Origin of the sequence: Magnetovibrio blakemorei, assembly GCF_001746755.1 — a bacterium.
Classification (GTDB): domain Bacteria; phylum Pseudomonadota; class Alphaproteobacteria; order Rhodospirillales; family Magnetovibrionaceae; genus Magnetovibrio; species Magnetovibrio blakemorei.
Map to the genome: position 1 here is coordinate 1 of NZ_MCGG01000022.1, position 17,644 is coordinate 17,644.

The 17,644-nt window shown below is 53.3% G+C and carries 18 protein-coding genes; 2 read left to right on the plus strand and 16 right to left on the minus strand.

Annotated elements, in window-relative coordinates; genetic code table 11:
• Window positions 1-4: 4 nt before the first annotated feature.
• Window positions 5-790 carry a helix-turn-helix transcriptional regulator gene (locus tag BEN30_RS07905; protein ID WP_069957808.1) on the minus strand — a complete coding sequence of 262 codons (786 nt, stop codon included), beginning with the start codon at window positions 788-790 and terminating at the stop codon, window positions 5-7.
• A gap of 46 nt (window positions 791-836) precedes the next feature.
• Here BEN30_RS07905 and BEN30_RS07910 point away from each other — a divergent pair, with 46 nt between their 5' ends.
• Window positions 837-2,018 carry an MFS transporter gene (locus tag BEN30_RS07910; protein WP_069957809.1) on the plus strand — a complete coding sequence of 394 codons (1,182 nt, stop codon included), beginning with the start codon at window positions 837-839 and terminating at the stop codon, window positions 2,016-2,018.
• A gap of 56 nt (window positions 2,019-2,074) precedes the next feature.
• On the opposite strand, the gene BEN30_RS07915 is transcribed toward BEN30_RS07910, so the two are convergent.
• The 4 genes from BEN30_RS07915 to BEN30_RS07930 all read right to left on the minus strand — a co-directional run bounded on the left by BEN30_RS07915 (window position 2,075) and on the right by BEN30_RS07930 (window position 4,696).
• Window positions 2,075-2,812, minus strand: coding sequence for a LuxR family transcriptional regulator (locus BEN30_RS07915; protein ID WP_069957810.1), 738 nt, complete (start codon window positions 2,810-2,812; stop codon window positions 2,075-2,077).
• A 155-nt stretch (window positions 2,813-2,967) separates the two neighbouring features.
• Window positions 2,968-3,348, minus strand: coding sequence for a hypothetical protein (locus tag BEN30_RS07920; RefSeq protein ID WP_139134919.1), 381 nt, complete (start codon window positions 3,346-3,348; stop codon window positions 2,968-2,970).
• A gap of 234 nt (window positions 3,349-3,582) precedes the next feature.
• Window positions 3,583-4,008, minus strand: coding sequence for a PaaI family thioesterase (locus BEN30_RS07925; protein WP_069957847.1), 426 nt, complete (start codon window positions 4,006-4,008; stop codon window positions 3,583-3,585).
• Window positions 4,009-4,069: 61 nt separating this feature from the next.
• On the minus strand, window positions 4,070-4,696 hold the full coding sequence (locus BEN30_RS07930) for a CPBP family intramembrane glutamic endopeptidase (protein ID WP_084005237.1): 627 nt from the start codon (window positions 4,694-4,696) through the stop codon (window positions 4,070-4,072).
• Between the two features lie 259 nt (window positions 4,697-4,955).
• Here BEN30_RS07930 and BEN30_RS07935 point away from each other — a divergent pair, with 259 nt between their 5' ends.
• Window positions 4,956-7,001, plus strand: a complete 2,046-nt coding sequence (locus BEN30_RS07935) for a 4Fe-4S dicluster domain-containing protein (protein WP_069957813.1) — start codon at window positions 4,956-4,958, stop codon at window positions 6,999-7,001.
• A 23-nt stretch (window positions 7,002-7,024) separates the two neighbouring features.
• Here BEN30_RS07935 and mobB read toward each other — a convergent pair whose 3' ends face one another.
• From mobB to fdhD, 11 genes are all read right to left on the minus strand, one after another.
• Window positions 7,025-7,561, minus strand: a complete 537-nt coding sequence (gene mobB, locus BEN30_RS07940) for a molybdopterin-guanine dinucleotide biosynthesis protein B (RefSeq protein WP_069957814.1) — start codon at window positions 7,559-7,561, stop codon at window positions 7,025-7,027.
• 30 nt (window positions 7,562-7,591) lie between these two features.
• Window positions 7,592-8,845, minus strand: a complete 1,254-nt coding sequence (locus tag BEN30_RS07945; protein WP_069957815.1) for a (Fe-S)-binding protein — start codon at window positions 8,843-8,845, stop codon at window positions 7,592-7,594.
• The gene (locus tag BEN30_RS07950; protein ID WP_069957816.1) at window positions 8,842-9,486 is read right to left on the minus strand and encodes a respiratory nitrate reductase subunit gamma; all 645 of its coding nucleotides are present in this window, start codon (window positions 9,484-9,486) and stop codon (window positions 8,842-8,844) included. The genes BEN30_RS07945 and BEN30_RS07950 overlap by 4 nt, the downstream gene beginning before the upstream one ends.
• A 46-nt stretch (window positions 9,487-9,532) precedes the next feature.
• Window positions 9,533-10,600 carry a formate dehydrogenase subunit gamma gene (locus BEN30_RS07955; protein WP_069957817.1) on the minus strand — a complete coding sequence of 356 codons (1,068 nt, stop codon included), beginning with the start codon at window positions 10,598-10,600 and terminating at the stop codon, window positions 9,533-9,535.
• A gap of 95 nt (window positions 10,601-10,695) precedes the next feature.
• Window positions 10,696-11,289, minus strand: coding sequence for a formate dehydrogenase FDH3 subunit beta (gene fdh3B, locus BEN30_RS07960; RefSeq protein ID WP_069957818.1), 594 nt, complete (start codon window positions 11,287-11,289; stop codon window positions 10,696-10,698).
• 19 nt (window positions 11,290-11,308) lie between these two features.
• A complete protein-coding gene (locus tag BEN30_RS07965) occupies window positions 11,309-14,176 on the minus strand; it encodes a formate dehydrogenase subunit alpha (protein WP_069957819.1) in 2,868 nt (955 codons plus the stop codon).
• Window positions 14,177-14,191: 15 nt separating this feature from the next.
• Complete coding sequence (locus tag BEN30_RS07970; protein ID WP_069957820.1) at window positions 14,192-14,392, minus strand: twin-arginine translocation signal domain-containing protein; 201 nt, start codon at window positions 14,390-14,392, stop codon at window positions 14,192-14,194.
• A gap of 53 nt (window positions 14,393-14,445) precedes the next feature.
• Window positions 14,446-15,024, minus strand: coding sequence for a TorD/DmsD family molecular chaperone (locus BEN30_RS07975; protein WP_170826995.1), 579 nt, complete (start codon window positions 15,022-15,024; stop codon window positions 14,446-14,448).
• A gap of 360 nt (window positions 15,025-15,384) precedes the next feature.
• Window positions 15,385-16,029, minus strand: a complete 645-nt coding sequence (locus BEN30_RS07980) for a DUF3306 domain-containing protein (protein WP_170826996.1) — start codon at window positions 16,027-16,029, stop codon at window positions 15,385-15,387.
• Between the two features lie 4 nt (window positions 16,030-16,033).
• Entirely contained in the window at window positions 16,034-16,567 is a 534-nt protein-coding gene (locus tag BEN30_RS07985) for a DUF3305 domain-containing protein (RefSeq protein WP_084005243.1), read from the minus strand.
• A 66-nt stretch (window positions 16,568-16,633) separates the two neighbouring features.
• Window positions 16,634-17,515, minus strand: coding sequence for a formate dehydrogenase accessory sulfurtransferase FdhD (gene fdhD, locus BEN30_RS07990; RefSeq protein WP_069957823.1), 882 nt, complete (start codon window positions 17,513-17,515; stop codon window positions 16,634-16,636).
• Window positions 17,516-17,644 lie beyond the last annotated feature (129 nt).

The following is a 17,644-nucleotide window of genomic DNA, read 5'->3' on the forward strand; positions in this document are numbered from 1 at the left end:
CAAATTACAGTCGCAAAATATGCAAACGAATTGCCTCAGCGACCGCTTGTGTGCGCGTGGTTGAAGCCAGCTTCGCCGTGGCGCGGGCGATGTGCTGGTCTACGGCCTTGTCACTCATACCGAGTTTGTCGGCGATCTGCTTTGTTTTTAGGCCTTTTGCCGTCAGGCTCAGCGCCTGTTTTTCTTTCTCCGTCAACAAAAGCGCATTTTTTGCTAAGGGGCGAGATTGTGTGACGGCGTGGAAAACCTGCGCAATCAACCGCAAATAGTCTCGTCGTTCGTCTAAAACGGCACTGAATTCGTCATCGTCCATACGGGTGGACAGACCAAGCCCCCCCCAGTCATTGATATCCGGTCCAGCCCGCAAAGGGAAACTTATGCCATTTTTTATACCTGAACGCTGGGCAAACTCATCAATGGCTTTTTGCTCCGGGGTTAAGTTTTCTCTTGTTTCCGGGGAAAAGAATATTTGATCCTCAGTCGAGGAGATGCAATGCAATGTGTCTATATCGTTTTGCGAACCGCCCAGCTTTTCGTATTCATCCTGCCATTCCTTCGAGTAGTTGGAGAAGTATGTGATTTCCAATTCCTCACTGTCGTTGCGTCTCCTCCCGAACCCATACATGGCCCAGTCGAAGCCGTGACGGCCCACCTCCTCAAGCAGCGCCATCCAACAATCATCAATGCACGACTGTGCTTGAAGGAGCTCAAAAAAGGCCGAGGCTTCCTGAAGAAGGTTGCTACCTTTTGTCGCATCTCCGCTAATTTTCTGTAAAATGCTGGTGTGCACGCTATACTATGTCCTGCCATAATGTGAGCAAGCTGAGGGGGAATGCATGAATAACCGAAATTTAGTGGGAATAACAGCCGCTTTTTCCCTCCTGTTCGTCTATGCCCAGACACTTCAGCAATATATTACAGTCGTGTTTGCTGGCCGTGGCGACGTGAACGACGGATATATTGGTTTAATTTTGATTTATGTTTTTTTCTTCTTAGGGAGTTTTGTTGCTCCGGTCATACTTATACGCATGGGTGCAAAACGAAGTTTCCTACTCATCATGCCACCCTATCTCTTGACCAGAATTTCCTTTATCTACGGGAACATTGCCTTATTTTTTACGGCGTGTGTTCTCTTAGGGTGCGCAGCCTCGTTGCTATGGAACGCTCATTTCGTATATATGGGACGCATCAGTGAGGAGCACTTAAGAGGCAGAAATTCCGGATTTTTTTGGGGTATTTTTTCCGCAACAACGGGTATTGGCTTGGTCGCCTCAGGTCCGCTTCTCACGATTTTGCCGCAAAGCATTGTGTTCCTGATTTATCTGTTTGTCGGCGCACTGGCTTATGTTCCGTTTTGGAAACTTGACGGCAAGCGAGATAACACCCCGAACCGTGAAGGATGGAAAAATCAACTTCCTATATTTAAAAGCCCCACAGCCATTCGGATGACGGGGTGCATATTTACGGCTTATCTGATTTATGGACTGGTTATCGCCTACGTTCCCCTTGAGATCGCCGAAATATCCGGAACACATATGGTCGGCATCCTTTCATCACCCTTCTTTGTCATCCCGGCCCTGACCTCTTTCTATTTTGGTAAAATGGCAGATCGGCTTGGTCGATTTCCGACGATGTCACTAGGGCTTGCCCTCTCCGTTATAGGATTGGGTATTCTCTATTATGCCCATAACACGTTTCTTCTTTTTTGCGGAATTGCTGTGTCTACTTTCGGTTTCTCGGCGCTTTACCCGATGACGACAATCTTACCTGCCGATATCACCCCAAAAGGAATGCTTGAAAGAATGAGCGGGACATTTAACGCCGTTGGCTCATTTGGAATTCTTTGCGGCATCATCATGCCCTTTCTTGTTTCCGGTAAAGCAGCCTATCTGGTCGGCCTGGGCATGACGTTGGCCATTGCAGCCCTAACCTTGTCTCTTGGAAGGGGGGGCTTGGATCACGTCTGCATCAAAATCAGCGACGAACTTGATAAGAGCCTTCAAGCGAACAGAGCGTAAAAATTGCAATTAATGACGATGCTTGCCAGGGGAGGCTATCCACGTTATCAGACGTTTCAAATTTTTAAGATATACAGCCGCATACCCTCTGCAACGGCTTGCGTAAAAGTCGTGCACGACAATTTCACCTTTGTGCGCGCCATACGCTGTTCAACAGTTTTTCTATTGATCCCAAGCTTCTCAGCAATTTGTGGGGTTTTAAATCCGCATGCCGATAACGTCAAAACCTGCTTTTCTTTCTCCGTCAGCAAAGCAATATTTTTCGCCAAGGGACGACTTTGAATAACGGCATGGAACACCTGAGCAATCAGACGAAGATAATCTCCACTTTCAGATAACAAACGGTCAAAGCCAGCATTGTCGAGATTTGATCCGTACCCCACGCCACCCCAATCCTCAATATCTGGGCCACCACGCAAGGGAATCGTAATGCCGCTTGTTGCTCCATGACGTTGCGCCATCTTCTCCATCTCAAGCTGTTCGGGCGGAAGAAGGGCCAGGGCTTTTGGCTCATACCAGCGTAATTCTTCTGATGAATGTATGCAGTGCTGAACATTCACATCATTATCAGGTCCGCCCAGTCGATCATATACTTCCTGCCATTCCGGCGGATAACTGGAGAAGTAAATAAACTGGCTTTGTTCATGTTCACGTACCCGCAAAAAGCCATAAAGCACCCAAGGGATACCTAGGTTTTGTGCTTCCTTCAAAAACACATCCCAACACGCATTTACATCAGAAAGAGTCTGGAGATGTTCCAGAAATTTGGATGCTTTTTGGAGTTGGTGTTGCACGGTCAAGTATCCACTATTAATTTATGGATAATCACATGATGGAAAAACCATTGCAACCAATAGATTATCTCATCATCGGCAAGCCCCTAATTCTCTAGACGTTGCCCGTAGCTTGATCCTTACCAGGTCTACGAAGAAGGTCAATGTTTCTTCGGTCAGGACCGCAGACGGCCTTTGCCGTTTTTACTGGTGCCAACCCATAGTCGACCTGCTTCGACGTTCAGGTCTCCTGCCGTCATGTGGGTGAGCTCCCCATAACGGTATCCGGTGAGGATTGCCCCCCACCAAGGTGGCAAATTCAGAGGAACAAGCCCTGGGTTAGCTCGCCACAGGGCGGGCTTTTTTGTTAGCGCGCAAAATTTTCGGTAAATCCAATCACAAGTGACTGCGAACATTATCAATCTTATTTTAGGCGCGATGATGCGCGAGCACAGCCTTATCTTGTTGAGCGCCATCTTCGCAGCCTTCAATATGATAAGGATATAACGTTGGCTGATGGCTTGATTGTATTGGAAGGTGAATTGATGGCTGAACATTTGACGTGTCCTGAGTGCGGCCAAACGTTCACCTGTGACCCAGATGGCGATTGCTGGTGCAAATCCTATCCGGTCCTGAACATCCCCGAAGCGCTCAAAGGGGAACACTGTTTATGCCGTTGCGTGTTGGATAGATTGATCAAAAAGCAAGCGGGCAGGGCAAGCGCCTAGCGCTGTTCGTCTGTTCAATCAATTACTGCGCTATTGTCCACGCCCGCCGTTCACGCCCGCCGTTCACGCAGGTCGGTCTGGCGGGATTGAGTAAGTGCCCGTTGCATGTGCGACCGGATCATGATCGCTTTCGGAAAAGATTGTCACCTCAAGCACGGCGAGACGCTTGCCGATCTTGATCGCACGTCCCTCGGCGATGAGGTCGTCGCGACCCGGTTTGCGCAGAAAGTTGATGTTGAAGTTTGTGGTCACCGCCAACGTGACATGACCGATTGCCGACAGCACCACCGCATACATAGTCGCATCCGCCAGCAACATCATGGTCGGCCCCGACACCGTGCCGCCCGGGCGCAAAAACGTCTCATCGAAAGGGATGCGGCAGACGGCCTCCCCCTCGCCCATCCGCTCGGCCACCAGTCCAACCTCATGCGCCCAGGGCAACTCAGTCTCAACAATCTGATTGAATGCGTTAACGCTCACACGTGTCATATTGGCAACGCCTGTTTTCATAAGGTTAAATCACTTTTGTCCAAGATCGTAAAACGAGAGGCTATTCAATCCATCCTGCGAACAAGATCAGGTCTATGAGGTAATGTGCCACAATGGGAGCCGCCAGTGTACCTGTGGCCCGATACAGCCCCATCAACAGCAGTCCTGCAAGGCCTGTGATCACGACCCCCGTTACGCCTTGAGGAACATGAATCAAGGCAAAGGCGAAGGTGGATAAAAGGTATTGGGCCGCCACACTGTTTGGGAAAGACCGGACAAACTGGTAACGAAAAACCAGCTCTTCGGACAACGCCACCAAGGCAAGCCCCACCGTCAAATCAAAATAGAAAAAGGAGTCTGATTCAAGATCTGAAAAGGACCAAACTTCACCACCCAGGATTGGAATGACGAAGCCGAGTTGCTCATCGGCATAAAACAAGCCCAGCGCCAATACGACGGTCAATCCCGTTAAGACGGCCATTCGAGCGCTGAAAACAACGCGTCGAAACCGGAAACCGCCAAACACCACGACCATCCCGATGAGGACCACCCGCTCAGCATAATCGATGCCATATTGCATGAGGGTTGGCAGCAAGAATTTAAGCCAGCAGGCCACCATGAACAGCACGCAAACGGCCAAAAGCCCTGATGGCGTTAGGGTTGGTTGTCTGTCGTTCAGTGCGGTCATAGCAGGGATATTCTCTCATGAAATGAGTGGATTAAGCAATCAAACACAAAAAATGACCGGCGCATTTTTGGTCATAAATATGGTGTGCAAAATGACAAGGGTATGCGGAAACATCATCATGCCGACTGAATAGTCCACGTTGATTGTTAATTATGTGCAAACACAAGAAAATTATTGTTGTTTGATACTGCTTTCGGAGAAAACAGTGGTACAATTTGCCCAAGTTCAGCACCTGATGTAACGAAGCGAGCAGCACCCCATGACGAAGACGCAGACCTTATTCTTGTGTACCTGTGACAACAGCCAGAAGATAGACGCGAAGGCCATTGGTAAGGCGCTTGATCTCGACACTTCGCCAAAAATTTACGAGCAGTTGTGCCGCTCGCAGATTGAAGCTCTGAACTCTACGGCGGCGGCAGGGCAACAAGCGACGATTTGCTGCACGCAAGAAATTCCGGTGCTATTGGAGGCCTGGGCCGAGGCCTCGGGTGACGACACCGCGCCTCATTTTGTCAACATCCGCGAGAATGCGGGATGGTCTGAAGACGGCCCAAAATCTTCGGCAAAAATGGCGGCCCTGATTGGTGAAGCACAAGTCAACGTTTCCGGATCAACCAACGTCACCCTGCATTCCGACGGCCGCACGCTGATCTTGGGCAACGACGACACCGCCATCGAGGCCGCCAAACGACTTGCGCAACATTTAGATGTGACCGTCTTGCTGACAAGGGCAGATGAGATCTTGCCCCCCGCCATCGGCAACGTGCCTGTGCTGTTGGGTAAAATCACGACGGCCTCAGGATACCTTGGAAAGTTTGCCGTCAACGTTGACGGTCTGCGCACCCTTGACCCCAGTTCACGCGGCAGCGCCCAATTCGGGAGCGTGGCCAAAGGCCCCACATGCCTTGACGCGGATATCTTGATCGATCTCAGAGGCACGCCCGCGCTGTTCCCGGCACCCGAAAAACGCGATGGTTATTTATATGCCGAACCCGGCAACCCTGCAGCGGTCGAACGCGCCCTTTTCGACGCCCTTAATCTGCTCGGCGAATTTGAAAAACCGCACTATGTTCTACATACGGCCACTCAATGTGCCCATTCGCGCAATTCCATCGTCGCTTGCACACGATGCCTGGACGCCTGCCCCACATCGGCCATTCAGCCTGCGGGCGATCATGTCACCATTGATCCGTATATCTGCGCAGGTTGCGGTGAGTGCTCGGCTGTCTGCCCAACGGGGGCCAACAGTTATCAATATCCCTCGGTAAAAGGCGTCATGGCGCGTGCCCGTGCGCTGTTGAGCACCTTCCAAAAAGGCGGCGGCAGCGCGCCAGTGCTGTTGATCACAAACCCCACCGACGGTGTCGAAACGATTGCCATGATGGCCCGCTATGGCCGGGGCCTCCCCGCCCGAGTGCTGCCCTTTACCCTGAACACCATCACCAGCGTGGGCCTGGATACTTTATTGAGCCTCATCGCTTATGGCGCTAGCCGCATTGTTTTGCTGGCCAACCCGGCCCAGGCCAGTGAGCTTTCCGTTCTGCATCAACAAATCGAATATGCAAACGCCATTTTGCACGCCTTGGGCTACGGCAAAGACCGCATCACCGTCTTGGAAGAGGCCGATCCCAGCATGGTCGAAAACATCCTTTGGTCACTGCCCAAAGATCCGGCAACCCCTGCAAACTATTTCACCTGTGCTGGGGAAAAACGCGAAACCTTGTCCCAAGCGCTGATCCATCTCCATGCCGCTGCCCCCACGCCGCAAGACAGAGTTTCCCTGCCCGTCGGCGCGCCATTTGGCGAGGTCATCGTGGATGGTCACGCGTGCACCTTATGTTTGGCATGCACCAGCGCTTGCCCGACTGGTGCCTTGAAAAGCAACCCGGAGCGACCTGAATTGCGCTTTCGCGAAGCCGCTTGTGTTCAGTGCGGTCTGTGCCTGAAAACCTGTCCTGAAAAGGCGATCACGCTGAGCCCCAGCATCGACTTCACAGGCAAGGCCCGCAACCTCACCACACTCAAGTCGGAACAGCCCTTCGAATGCATCCGTTGCGGCAAACCCTTCGGCACCAAGGCCTCCATCGAGCGCATGGCCGAAAAATTGAAAAACCATTCCATGTTTAGCGGCCCCGGGGGGATGGATCGTTTGCGCATGTGCGAAGACTGCCGCGTTTTCGCCATGGCCGATGCACGCCCCGATCCATTCACGTCGGGCACCCGCCCCATAACCCGCACCACCGATGACTACCTGCGCGAACGCGAAGCCGCCACGTCAAAAAACGATCCGGAAAAGCTCAATTGAAAAATACAAAAAATGTGTGGCGCTTACTCGGCGGCTTCCACCCGTAAGGTGCCAACAGACGGAACGATCCCCGTAAAACGTATGATGAAGTCGGCAATTTGACCGACATCATTGAGATCCAACACGGGCACCTGCACGCCGTCAACAGTCTCATTGCTGGCCACGGCAACAATCGTATCGTCACAGATGGCAAGCATGTCTTCACCCGTCGAAGACGGACGGGTGACTTCCAACTTGGGATGACGGTTGCGTTTGAAGCCTTCGATCAACAGAAGATCCACAGGGGTCATCTGCTCAATCAAGGACTCCATATCGGGTTCGGGTTCTTCGCGCAATTCATGGACCAGGGCCCAACGGCCACCTGATGCAATCAAAACTTCTTCCGCACCCGCTTGACGATGGCGATAAGAGTCCTTGCCCGGCTTATCAATATCGAAGTTGTGGTGGGTGTGTTTCATGGTCGACACCCGAAAGCCACGGCTCTTGAGTTCCGGCAGCAATTTAATCAGCAGCTCCGTTTTACCGCTGCCACTCCATCCAACAATACCGAAAATTTTCATTGCACGTCTGCCCCACATTCAAAAGAAAATTTAGTCTTCTATGTATTCCGCCAACAGTTCGGTGATGCTCAAAACCGGCATCGTCATCTCATACGTATCGATGGCTTCTTCCATGACATTTCGGCAATTGCCACACGCCGTCACCATGGCGTCGGGCTTCACCTCATCCAATTGGCGTTTTTTACTGCCGAACGCGAGAAGGCGTAATTTTTCGGCATTCGAGTTTGAACTGACCCCACCGCCGCCGCCACAGCAAATGTTGGCCTCTTTGTTGGGTGACATTTCAACAAAGTTGTCGGCAATTTGGCCCAAGATATTACGCGGCTCTTCGACAATCCCGCCCCGTCTCACGATCTGGCAGGGGTCATGAAAGGTCAAACGGCGGCTGTCTTTGCCCTTGGTGGGAATACGACCTTCAACACGCAACTGTTCCAACAGTTCCAAAATATGGATCACCTGGAATTTGTAGGAACGTCCCACAAGATTCGGTCCTTCCCAGTTCAAAGCGGAATAGGCGTGACCGCACTCTGGACTGACAACGTACTTCACGCCCAACTCTTCGGCTGCCTCGACAACCCGTGACACCAACGTCTTGGCAACCGCTTTGTCACCCATTTGAATGCCAACGTTGGTGGCCTCGTAAGCTTTGGTGGACATGGTCCACGTGACACCCGCTTTTTTAAAGATCTTGGCCAAGGCCCCAATGACTTCATAGAAATTGAGGATTTCCATCGCCGACAAAATAACCATGTAGTCGACGCCGGGTTTGTCCAACTCGATGGCAATACCGGTTTCTTCAGCCTGCTCTGCGACAATCTTGCGGAAAGTCTCGGGCTTGATGCCCAAAGGACTACCCGTTTCCAGCGCACGTTCTGCGGCGCCCGTGAGGCCTTCAGGCACGACACCCGCAGCCACCATGCCTTCGCGGGTTTTGCGCACCAAGCCGGCAATATCGATGCCCATCGGACACACAATGGTGCAGCGCCCACACAAGGTGCAGCTGTCATAGATCAGCTCCGACCACTCATCGAGATCGGTCTGCGTCAATTCCTTGGGCACCAAACCGACCAGCTTTTTCAGCCCGGCCAACGGGTCCTTGTGACGTTTGTAAACGCGACGCATCAAGTCCAGCTTGTAAACCGGGGCAAACCGCACATCGCCGGTGTTTTCATAAAAATGACACGCTTCCGCACACTGCCCACAGTGCACACAGGCATCCAAATAGCTGGCGGCGGAAGCGTCAATGTTCGAGACCATAGTCTCGATGGCGGCTGATACGTTCATGGCACGATTCCTCTGCGCCCAAAGAAGGCTCCGGTGTAGCCACGGCTAAACATGAACGTGACCGCATGCATCAGACGGCTGAAGGGGAAATAGATCAGCCACATATCCACCAGCAACATATGCGTGGCCCTCAGTGCAACGACACTTTCTTGCAGCGCCATGCACCCCGACAGCATGACCAAAAAAGTCAGCCATGATCCAATGTGATCGTCCTTGTCAGAGATCTTAATCATCACAGGGTCCGAGATACGCCGCACCCACAGCAAAATCAGCCCGGCAAAGGCAACCTGTGCGGCGACGACAAAGCCCCAATAAGGCATGGTTACCCACGGCAAAGCATAAATGTTGTTCTGCGCGAAGATCACATGGGGCGCACCGAACAACAGCACGAGGAACAAGCCGATGTGAAACATGTAGCCCGCCGTCAAATGATAGATCGTGCGGAAGGGGAAGCCCCCGTGAGGGACAAAGTGCAGGAACTGAGACCTCACCGCACCAGCCGTGGCAGATGCGCGCGGAATTGACAAATCGGCCTTGCGGCCCAGGCGCAATATGCCCACCACCTTCCACAACGCGCCGATCAAAAAAACGGCGGCGGCAACATACCAAAGCGGTCCCTCAACGAATTCCAGGAAACTCACGGCCTCATCTCCTTCATGTCAACGCTTGGCAATCGCAAAAGCCCCATCATGTGGATGTCTCTTTTTTGGCCGCAAGAACGGCCTCGGATGCGCTCTTTACGGCGTGATTTTTCTTGATCTCTTCCTCGGCCCACCAACGGTGGTGTTCCAGGCCCCAGGTTTCATCGACATAGCCCAAGGTCATGCCGTCCACCGCACCCTCGACGCCCCACACCCCAAGATAGATGTGACCCAACGACGCCGCGATCAAAACGATGGCGCAAATCGCATGAACGATGTGCGACAACTGCATGCCGCGCACGTCGTCCAAGACGGTGGGGAAAATCAAAAACACCCCGGACACTGCAATCGCCGTTCCGGCGAAAGCAATCAGCCAGTACCAGGATTTTTCACCCAGGTTGTACTTCCATGACGGCGGGTGGTTTTTTGAGAAAAAAGCCCCTTTGAACGCCCACGTGAAGTCGCCTTTTTGATAAAAGTTATCCTTGAAATACATGACCAGCATGATGGTCATGGCAACGATGAAGATCGGTCCCAAAAGGTTGTGCGCCTGTAGCCCCGCATTGGCGATCGCACCCAAGGCATCCGCCCCCAGCACGGGTTTGAGCAAAAAGCGCCCAAACAAAATCACCAAACCCGTCAGCCCCAACAGAATAAACAAGCTGGCGACGAACCAGTGAACCCAGCGTTCGGCTTGAGAGAAGCGGGGGATAACCCGTCCGGTGCGCTGTCCATGCATCTTGAACTTGCCATGCAAGAGGGCAAAGCCCAGGATGCCCACCAGCGAAATGCCAATCAACACACCGCCCCACAACGGCAACGGTCCCATGCGCACCAAACGCCAGTCTTCGCCTGATCGATTGATCATGACAGCTGCCTTTTGATCGGGAATGCTGACCTTGCCGCGTTCTCCTTGAGAAATGGAGCGCCAGAAATCACTATCGCTGGTGGAGCCTTTGGTGTCGCCCGGAACGGAACCCGCTGCGGGGTCTTGGGTCTGAGCGAATGCCGGTGCATTTAGGGCGATGCCCGTCATCCCAAACCACACGCCCAGAACAATTACCCCGGCACATCCAAGCTTTTGAAGAAAACGTGTCAAACCACGTGATGTCATGGACAAAGTTCCCGTCTGCAAGTGTTCACTGCATTAGCCTTGAGCCGACAGGGATGCGCCCGCCCCCAAAGGGATACGGGCGCACGCCGTCAGACCTATTCGCCCTTTTGCCCGTAGGCGGTGCCCCATCCCCAGGCGCCGCTGCCGAAACCGCGCGACACCACACGTTCACGATAGATGTCGGAAACCATGTTCCCGTCACCTGCCAACAGAGCCTTGGTCGAACACATTTCCGCGCATAGCGGCAGCTTGCCTTCGGAAAGACGGTTGCCACCGTATTTCTGGAATTCTGCGGCCGAGCCATCGGCTTCCGGTCCACCGTTGCAGAAGGTGCATTTGTCCATCTTGCCGCGCGAACCGAATGCCCCGTCCTTGGGGAACTGCGGCGCACCGAACGGACAAGCGAAGAAGCAATATCCGCAACCGATGCACAGGTCCTTGGAATGCAGCACAACACCGTCTTCGGTGGAATAGATGCAATCCACCGGACACACGGCCATACACGGCGCATCCGAACAATGCATACACGCCACGGACACAGATCGTTCCCCGGGCATGCCATCGTTGATGGTCACCACCCGGCGACGGTTCACACCCCAGGGGACTTCGTTCTCATTCTTACACGCTGTAACGCAAGCGTTGCATTCGATGCAGCGTTCAGAATCGAGAAGAAATTTCATGCGAGCCATTTTTTATTCCTCCCTTTCTTTACGCGGCTTCGATGCGACAGAGCGTCGCTTTGGTTTCTTGCATCTGCGTGACTGAGTCATAGCCATAGGTTCCGCACATGTTGGACGCTTCACCCAACACAATCGGGTCTGCACCCGGTGGGTACTTATGTCGCAAATCTTGACCTTGCCACACACCACCAAAGTGGAACGGCATGAAGACAACACCGGCGGCAACGCGTTCGGTGACCATGGCTTTCACCAAGACCTTGCCGCCTTCGGGGCTGTAGAGCCACATCATGGCGCCATCGCGAATGCCGTGGTCGTTCGCATCCTTGACGTTGACCTCGCAGAACATGTCTTGCTGCAATTCCGCCAGCCACTTGTTGGAACGGCTTTCGTCGCCGCCGCCTTCGTATTCCACCAAACGTCCGCTGGTGAGGATGGTCGGAAATTCTTTCGAGACATCCTTGGCTTGGATTGATTCATAAAGCGTCGGCACGCGCCAAGCTTTGGTGTCCTTGTAGGTCGGATAATCAGCCACCAGGTCACGACGGGACGTGTACAAAGGTTCGCGATGGATCGGCACCGGATCGGGGAAGGTCCACACCACGGTGCGCGCCTTGGCATTTCCAAACGGGGCGCAGCCATGCTTGATGGCGACGCGCTGGATGCCGCCCGATAGGTCGGTCTTCCAGTTGGTCTTTTCACCCGCAACCTTGTCGATGGCGGCGCGTTCTTCCGCCGTCAGGTCCCCATCCCAGCCCAACTTGATGAGCATCGCCATGGAGAATTCAGGATAGCCGTCTTTAAGCTCGGAACCCTTTGAGTACGAACCTTCGGCCAGCAGATTCTCACCTTCATGTTCAACGCCATAACGCGCGCGGAACGTCAAACCACCGTCTGCCACTGACATGGACTGGTCATACAAGATGGGCGTGCCGGGATGTCCCATCTCCGCCGTCCCCCAACAAGGCCAGGGCAAGCCGTAATATTCGCCGTCGCAAGGTCCACCCTTGGCAAGCAATGTGGTCTTGTCGAAGGTGCGCTTGTATTTCTGCTGCCTTTTCATACGATCCGGTGATTGGCCCGTGTAGCCGATGGTCCACATGCCTTTGTTGTATTCTAAGGTGATGTCTTCGATCTGGGGCTCGGCGCCGTTGACCTTAATCTGCTTGAACATTTCATCCGCAAAACCGAGCTTCTTGGCGAACATGTACATGATTTCATGATCGGGCTTCGATTCATAAAGCGGATCGACGATCTTTTCGCGCCATTGCAAGGAGCGATTGGATGCGGTCACCGAACCAGAGGTCTCAAACTGGGTACAGGCCGGCAACACATAAACGCCGTCAGTACGATCCGGAATGACCGCGGCGAACGTCGGCACCGGGTCGATGATGACCATGGTGTCGAGCTTTTCCATCGCTTTTTTCATTTCCGGCAAGCGGGTCTGCGAGTTCACCGCATGTCCCCAAAGCACCATGACGCGTAAGTTGTCCGGCTGGTCGATATTGGCCTTGTCTTCGAGCACGCCATCGATCCAACGGCTGACGGGAATGCCTTTTGATTCCATCAGCTTTTTGTCTTTGAACCGACTGAGCAAATACTCATAATCGACGCCCCAAACACGCGCCCAATGTTTCCACGATCCTTCCGCCAAGCCATAATAGCCCGGCAGTGAATCGGCCAACACGCACATATCGGTCGCCCCTTGGACATTGTCGTGACCGCGGAAAATATTGGTGCCGCCGCCGGCTTTGCCCATGTTGCCCAACGCCAACTGCAAGATGCAATAAGCACGCGTGTTGTTGTTGCCGTTATGATGCTGGGTCCCCCCCATGCACCACACCACGGTGCCGGGACGATTTTTCGCCAACAAGCGGGCGACGCGCTTCACTTGCTCGCCGGGTATACCGGTAACGCGTTCGGTTTCTTCGGGTGTCCACTTGGCGATTTCGGGACGCACCCGATCCAAACCCCAGACGCGCTGGCTGATGAATTCTTTATCTTCCCAACCGTTTTCAAAAATGTGCCACAAGATGCCCCAGACCAGCGGCACATCCGTACCTGGACGCATTCTGACGAATTCGTCGGCGTGCGCTGCCGTGCGGGTGAAGCGCGGATCACAAACGATTAAGGCCGCATTGTTTTGCTCTTTGGCCTTCAAGATATGCTGCATCGCCACCGGATGGGCTTCGGATGGGTTAGAGCCAATGAGGAAAATAGCCTTGGCGTTGTGCATATCGTTGAACGAGTTTGTCATCGCACCGTAGCCCCAGGTGTTTGCGACACCGGCGACGGTGGTGGAGTGACAAATACGTGCTTGATGGTCGCCGTTGTTGCTCCCCCAGAACGCATACATCTTGCGGAACAGATACGCTTGTTCGTTGGAGAATTTGGCGGAACCCAACCAGTAAACGGAATCTGGACCGGACTGCTCGCGCACCTGCAACATCTTATCGCCGACTTCCTCAATGGCGGTTTCCCATGAAATGCGCTTCCACTTGCCACCTTCCAATTTCATCGGATAGCGCAAGCGGCGTTCATTGTGTGCGTGTTCGCGTACCGATGCGCCCTTGGCACAGTGCGAACCGAGATTGAAGGGGCTGTCAAAGTCCGGTTCCTGGCCCGTCCAAATGCCATTTTTCACTTCTGCCTTAACGCTACAACCGACCGAACAGTGGGTGCAGACGGACGATTTTATTTCGGCCATCCCTGAGGGCTCCGCAGCCTGGGCTTTTTTAACCGCACCCAGCGGGAGCGATCCGGCCAGCGCGAGACTGCCCGCAGCAAGACCGGAATTCTTCAAAAACGCCCGGCGATCAACAGCTGTGCCCATGCTTCTGGACAAGGCCTGCTTCAGCCGTGGGGCTGCAGCGGAACGACTATTTTTCTTAATCAACATGTCTGCATTCTCCCCTTAAAACTTGGCCGCTTCGTAATAGGCGTTAACGTGGTCTGTTTTTTGATATCCGGACTTCGATTCTTCAGCCGCGACCTCACCGGCCTCGGCTTCGCTTTCGGAAAGGACACTCAGGGCCGTTGCAATACTGGCAACACCAGCGCCCTTCAAAAAACCACGCCGTGACTGAACGGCCTTTTTTTCGTCTTGCTCGATCATTGTCATGTTCCTTTCGAAATGGCTTCGATGCGCCCCTCACCGTTGCACCGCGTTTACGCGGCCAGCGTGAAAGCTTTGTTTTCAATCGCCATCAGCAGTTGGCCGATGGTTCCAACGGGGCGATAGAACACAGCGTTTTCGGCCCCTTCTAAATCTTCAAAAAAACGTACAGCCCAAGAACCAATGTGCTGGTCAAAAAAATCTTTTTGTCCGGCGACATCCATCGCTTGGCCATGCACATCCGTGATCAGGTCATGCATCGTGTTGAGCAAAAATGAGATATTGTCTTCGGGTTCACTGATTCCCTCGGCACGGGCAAGACCCAGACGGCTCAAATCTTCGCGCAGATTTGACAGCGGTTTGTCGTAAATGTAGCCGGTCAAATAAAAACTGGCGTAAGGGTGCAACTCGCCCCCGGCACCATGGCCATAGAACAAGCGCGTGAATTCGTCTGTGATGTCATCCGGGGAGGTTTCTTGCGCCAAGCGCGAAAGTTCTGCTACAGCCTGACCAAAGGGCGTTTCATCGCCTTCCATCGCCTTAACCACATTCAACACTGTGGTATCGGGCGGAGATCTTAGAAGCACGGACAGCAGTCCATAAACCTGGGCCCGCATGAGGTCTTCTTCCATGATGTGAGGTAAACCTGACACACTCATATTCTGCGAAGCTTTCTAAAAAAGAACCGTTAGCTCTCAGTCCTGTTTGCCCACTCGACGCGCACAACTGACGCCCAGGATGCACATCAACATCCCTGCCCGCTTTCCGACACTGCAGCAAAACAACTTCGATATAAAAATTCCAAGCTGCTAACCGACGGCATAACGACAAGGATCAATATCATTTGTATGTTAATTGTTGCGCCGCCCGTTTGCTTTTGTCAACGTCGTCAACGCCGTAGACTTAACTGTCTAAGCGTTTGAAATAAAAAATTAATATTAGAAAAATAAGATGTGCGTTGATTTCCTTGGCCTCGCGCCCAGGCAGGCCAATTAGTCCGATTTTATAAATTCCACACTGTGGAAATCCTCATCCTCTGATTCACCTTCAGAAGAGGTGTTAAACGATGAGTTTTCACCATTTTTTGTCAATGTATCTTGTGACTCGTCTTGTGACGGAACCTCTGAACGTGCGCCATCGTCCGCGCCCCCTTCGCCGTCATTCTCGCCTGGAGCGTTAACGTCATCCGCTGCGTCTTTTGTCTCAAGGTCGTCCATCAGGTAGCCCTGACCTATGCGATAGGCTGTCTTCACCACCTCGGAGACCATGCCGATTTTTGAGTAGTCCTCATCGTAATCGTTGAGGCCATCCAGGTTGGACAGGACGGGATCGGAACGCCACAGTTTGCGCAACGCCTGATTGGTCAAATCCTGAGGCACGTTCTTGCCCAAAAACCCGGTATAATCGGAATCTGCGTTTAAGGTTTCCACGTCGGGCAGGTCGGGCGGCGGCAAGTCCTGTGAGGGCGCGTCTTGTGAGGGGGCATCCAGCGATACAAGGTTGGGATCGTCCGCAGCGGGCAGGACCTCCCCGGCCACCGGCACAACAGCCCCGTCAGCTTCGACGCGATCGCGGGCTTTCAACTTCTGTGATGACCACCGCTGAAGAAAACTCCGATCGTCCAGCTTGTCCGTCATTCCCCTATCTCTCCCTCGTGCCGTGTTTGCGCCCCGTGGCGCTATCGTCTGCACGCTTTTGCTTGCGCTTTTTGAAGGGTTCATCAACGTGAAAGGTTTCGACATACGCCACAGCCCAAGCCATCAGCGGTAAGGGCGCAGGCACGCCATCCACAATCATTTCGCCGCTTTCCAAATAGCATTCGGCTTCATAGGGACTGAACGTGGCGAGAAACGGTACGACGTCGCCCTTATCGTCGTCGTTGCCCGGGCGCAGCACGATGTAGACGGCTGGATTTGGCTGGGACAAATTCATCTTGTAGTCTTCGGTTTCACGCTTAAACAGTTCAACCGTCAGGGGACCCGCGTAATAACGGCTCCACCCTTCGCCCTGCTCCAACACTTTCCAGGCATCGTCGTCGGGCGCTCCAACCATCACTTCGGTCGTCCGCCACGTCCCATCCGACCAAGGATTGGCACTTTCGCGCCGTTCGACCACGACGCCAATGCGCCATGTATGAGGCACGTTTGCAGCATCCGCCGTTTCCGTCATATCCATGTCCTCACCAGTCCAACACAGTCCACCACCGCCAACTCCATCGCGACAATAAGTCTATGCAAAACCTTAGTCGTCTTTTGTTTGCTTATGTCCAGCATCCGTTTTGCGCGGTGCATCGAACTTTATATGATCTTCCCCGGACAAGGCGACAAACCGTTCGCCACGGGCCCGACCGATCAAAATCACCCCGGCCTTGCGCGCCAATTCCACGCCCCAGGCGGTAAAGCCGGACCTCGACACCAATACGGGGATACCCATCTGCACCGTTTTGATCACCATTTCAGAGGTTAACCGTCCGGTGGTGTAGAAAATCTTGTCGCCGCCGGATATGCCTTCCATGAACATCCATCCGGCAATTTTATCAACCGCGTTATGCCGCCCGACATCTTCCATATAAACCAACGGCCGGTCTTGTTCGCACAACACACAGCCATGTATCGCCCCCGCCTTGAGATACAAGCTCGGCGCCATATTGATGGCCTTAATGAGCGGATATAAGCGGCTGGTGCGGATTTCCACGTCTTGCGGCAGATTGACCGTATCGAACGTCTCCATCACGTCACCAAAGACGGTGCCCTGAGCACAGCCCGATGTGAGGGTTTTCTTTTGCAGTTTGTCTTCAAAATTGGTGTCTTTGGCCGTGCGCACAACAATCGTATTGATGTCATCGTCATAATCTATGGCGGTGATTTCATCATCGTCGCGCAGCATATTTTGATTGCGCAGGTAACCCACGGCCAAGTAGTCGGGGTAATCGCCGATGGTCATCATGGTGACAATTTCTCGGCTGTTCAAAAACAGTGTCAGCGGCCTTTCCACCGACACCGATGTCGTGACCTGATCACCGTTCTGATCGACCCCAATGACCTCAGCCGTGAGCCGTGGATCGTTCGGGTTCGGCCCAAGCAACAAACCTGAAGCTTCTTTCAATTTTTCCACATCGGCCATGGTCGCTCATACCCCAAAATTCACCCACTCCACTCTCTTCACAAGATTGGGGACACACGGACGAATAGCAACAAATTTATATCTCCAGCTCATGCGGCGGCTAGGCCAAGTCCATTATCGCGCTTGTTA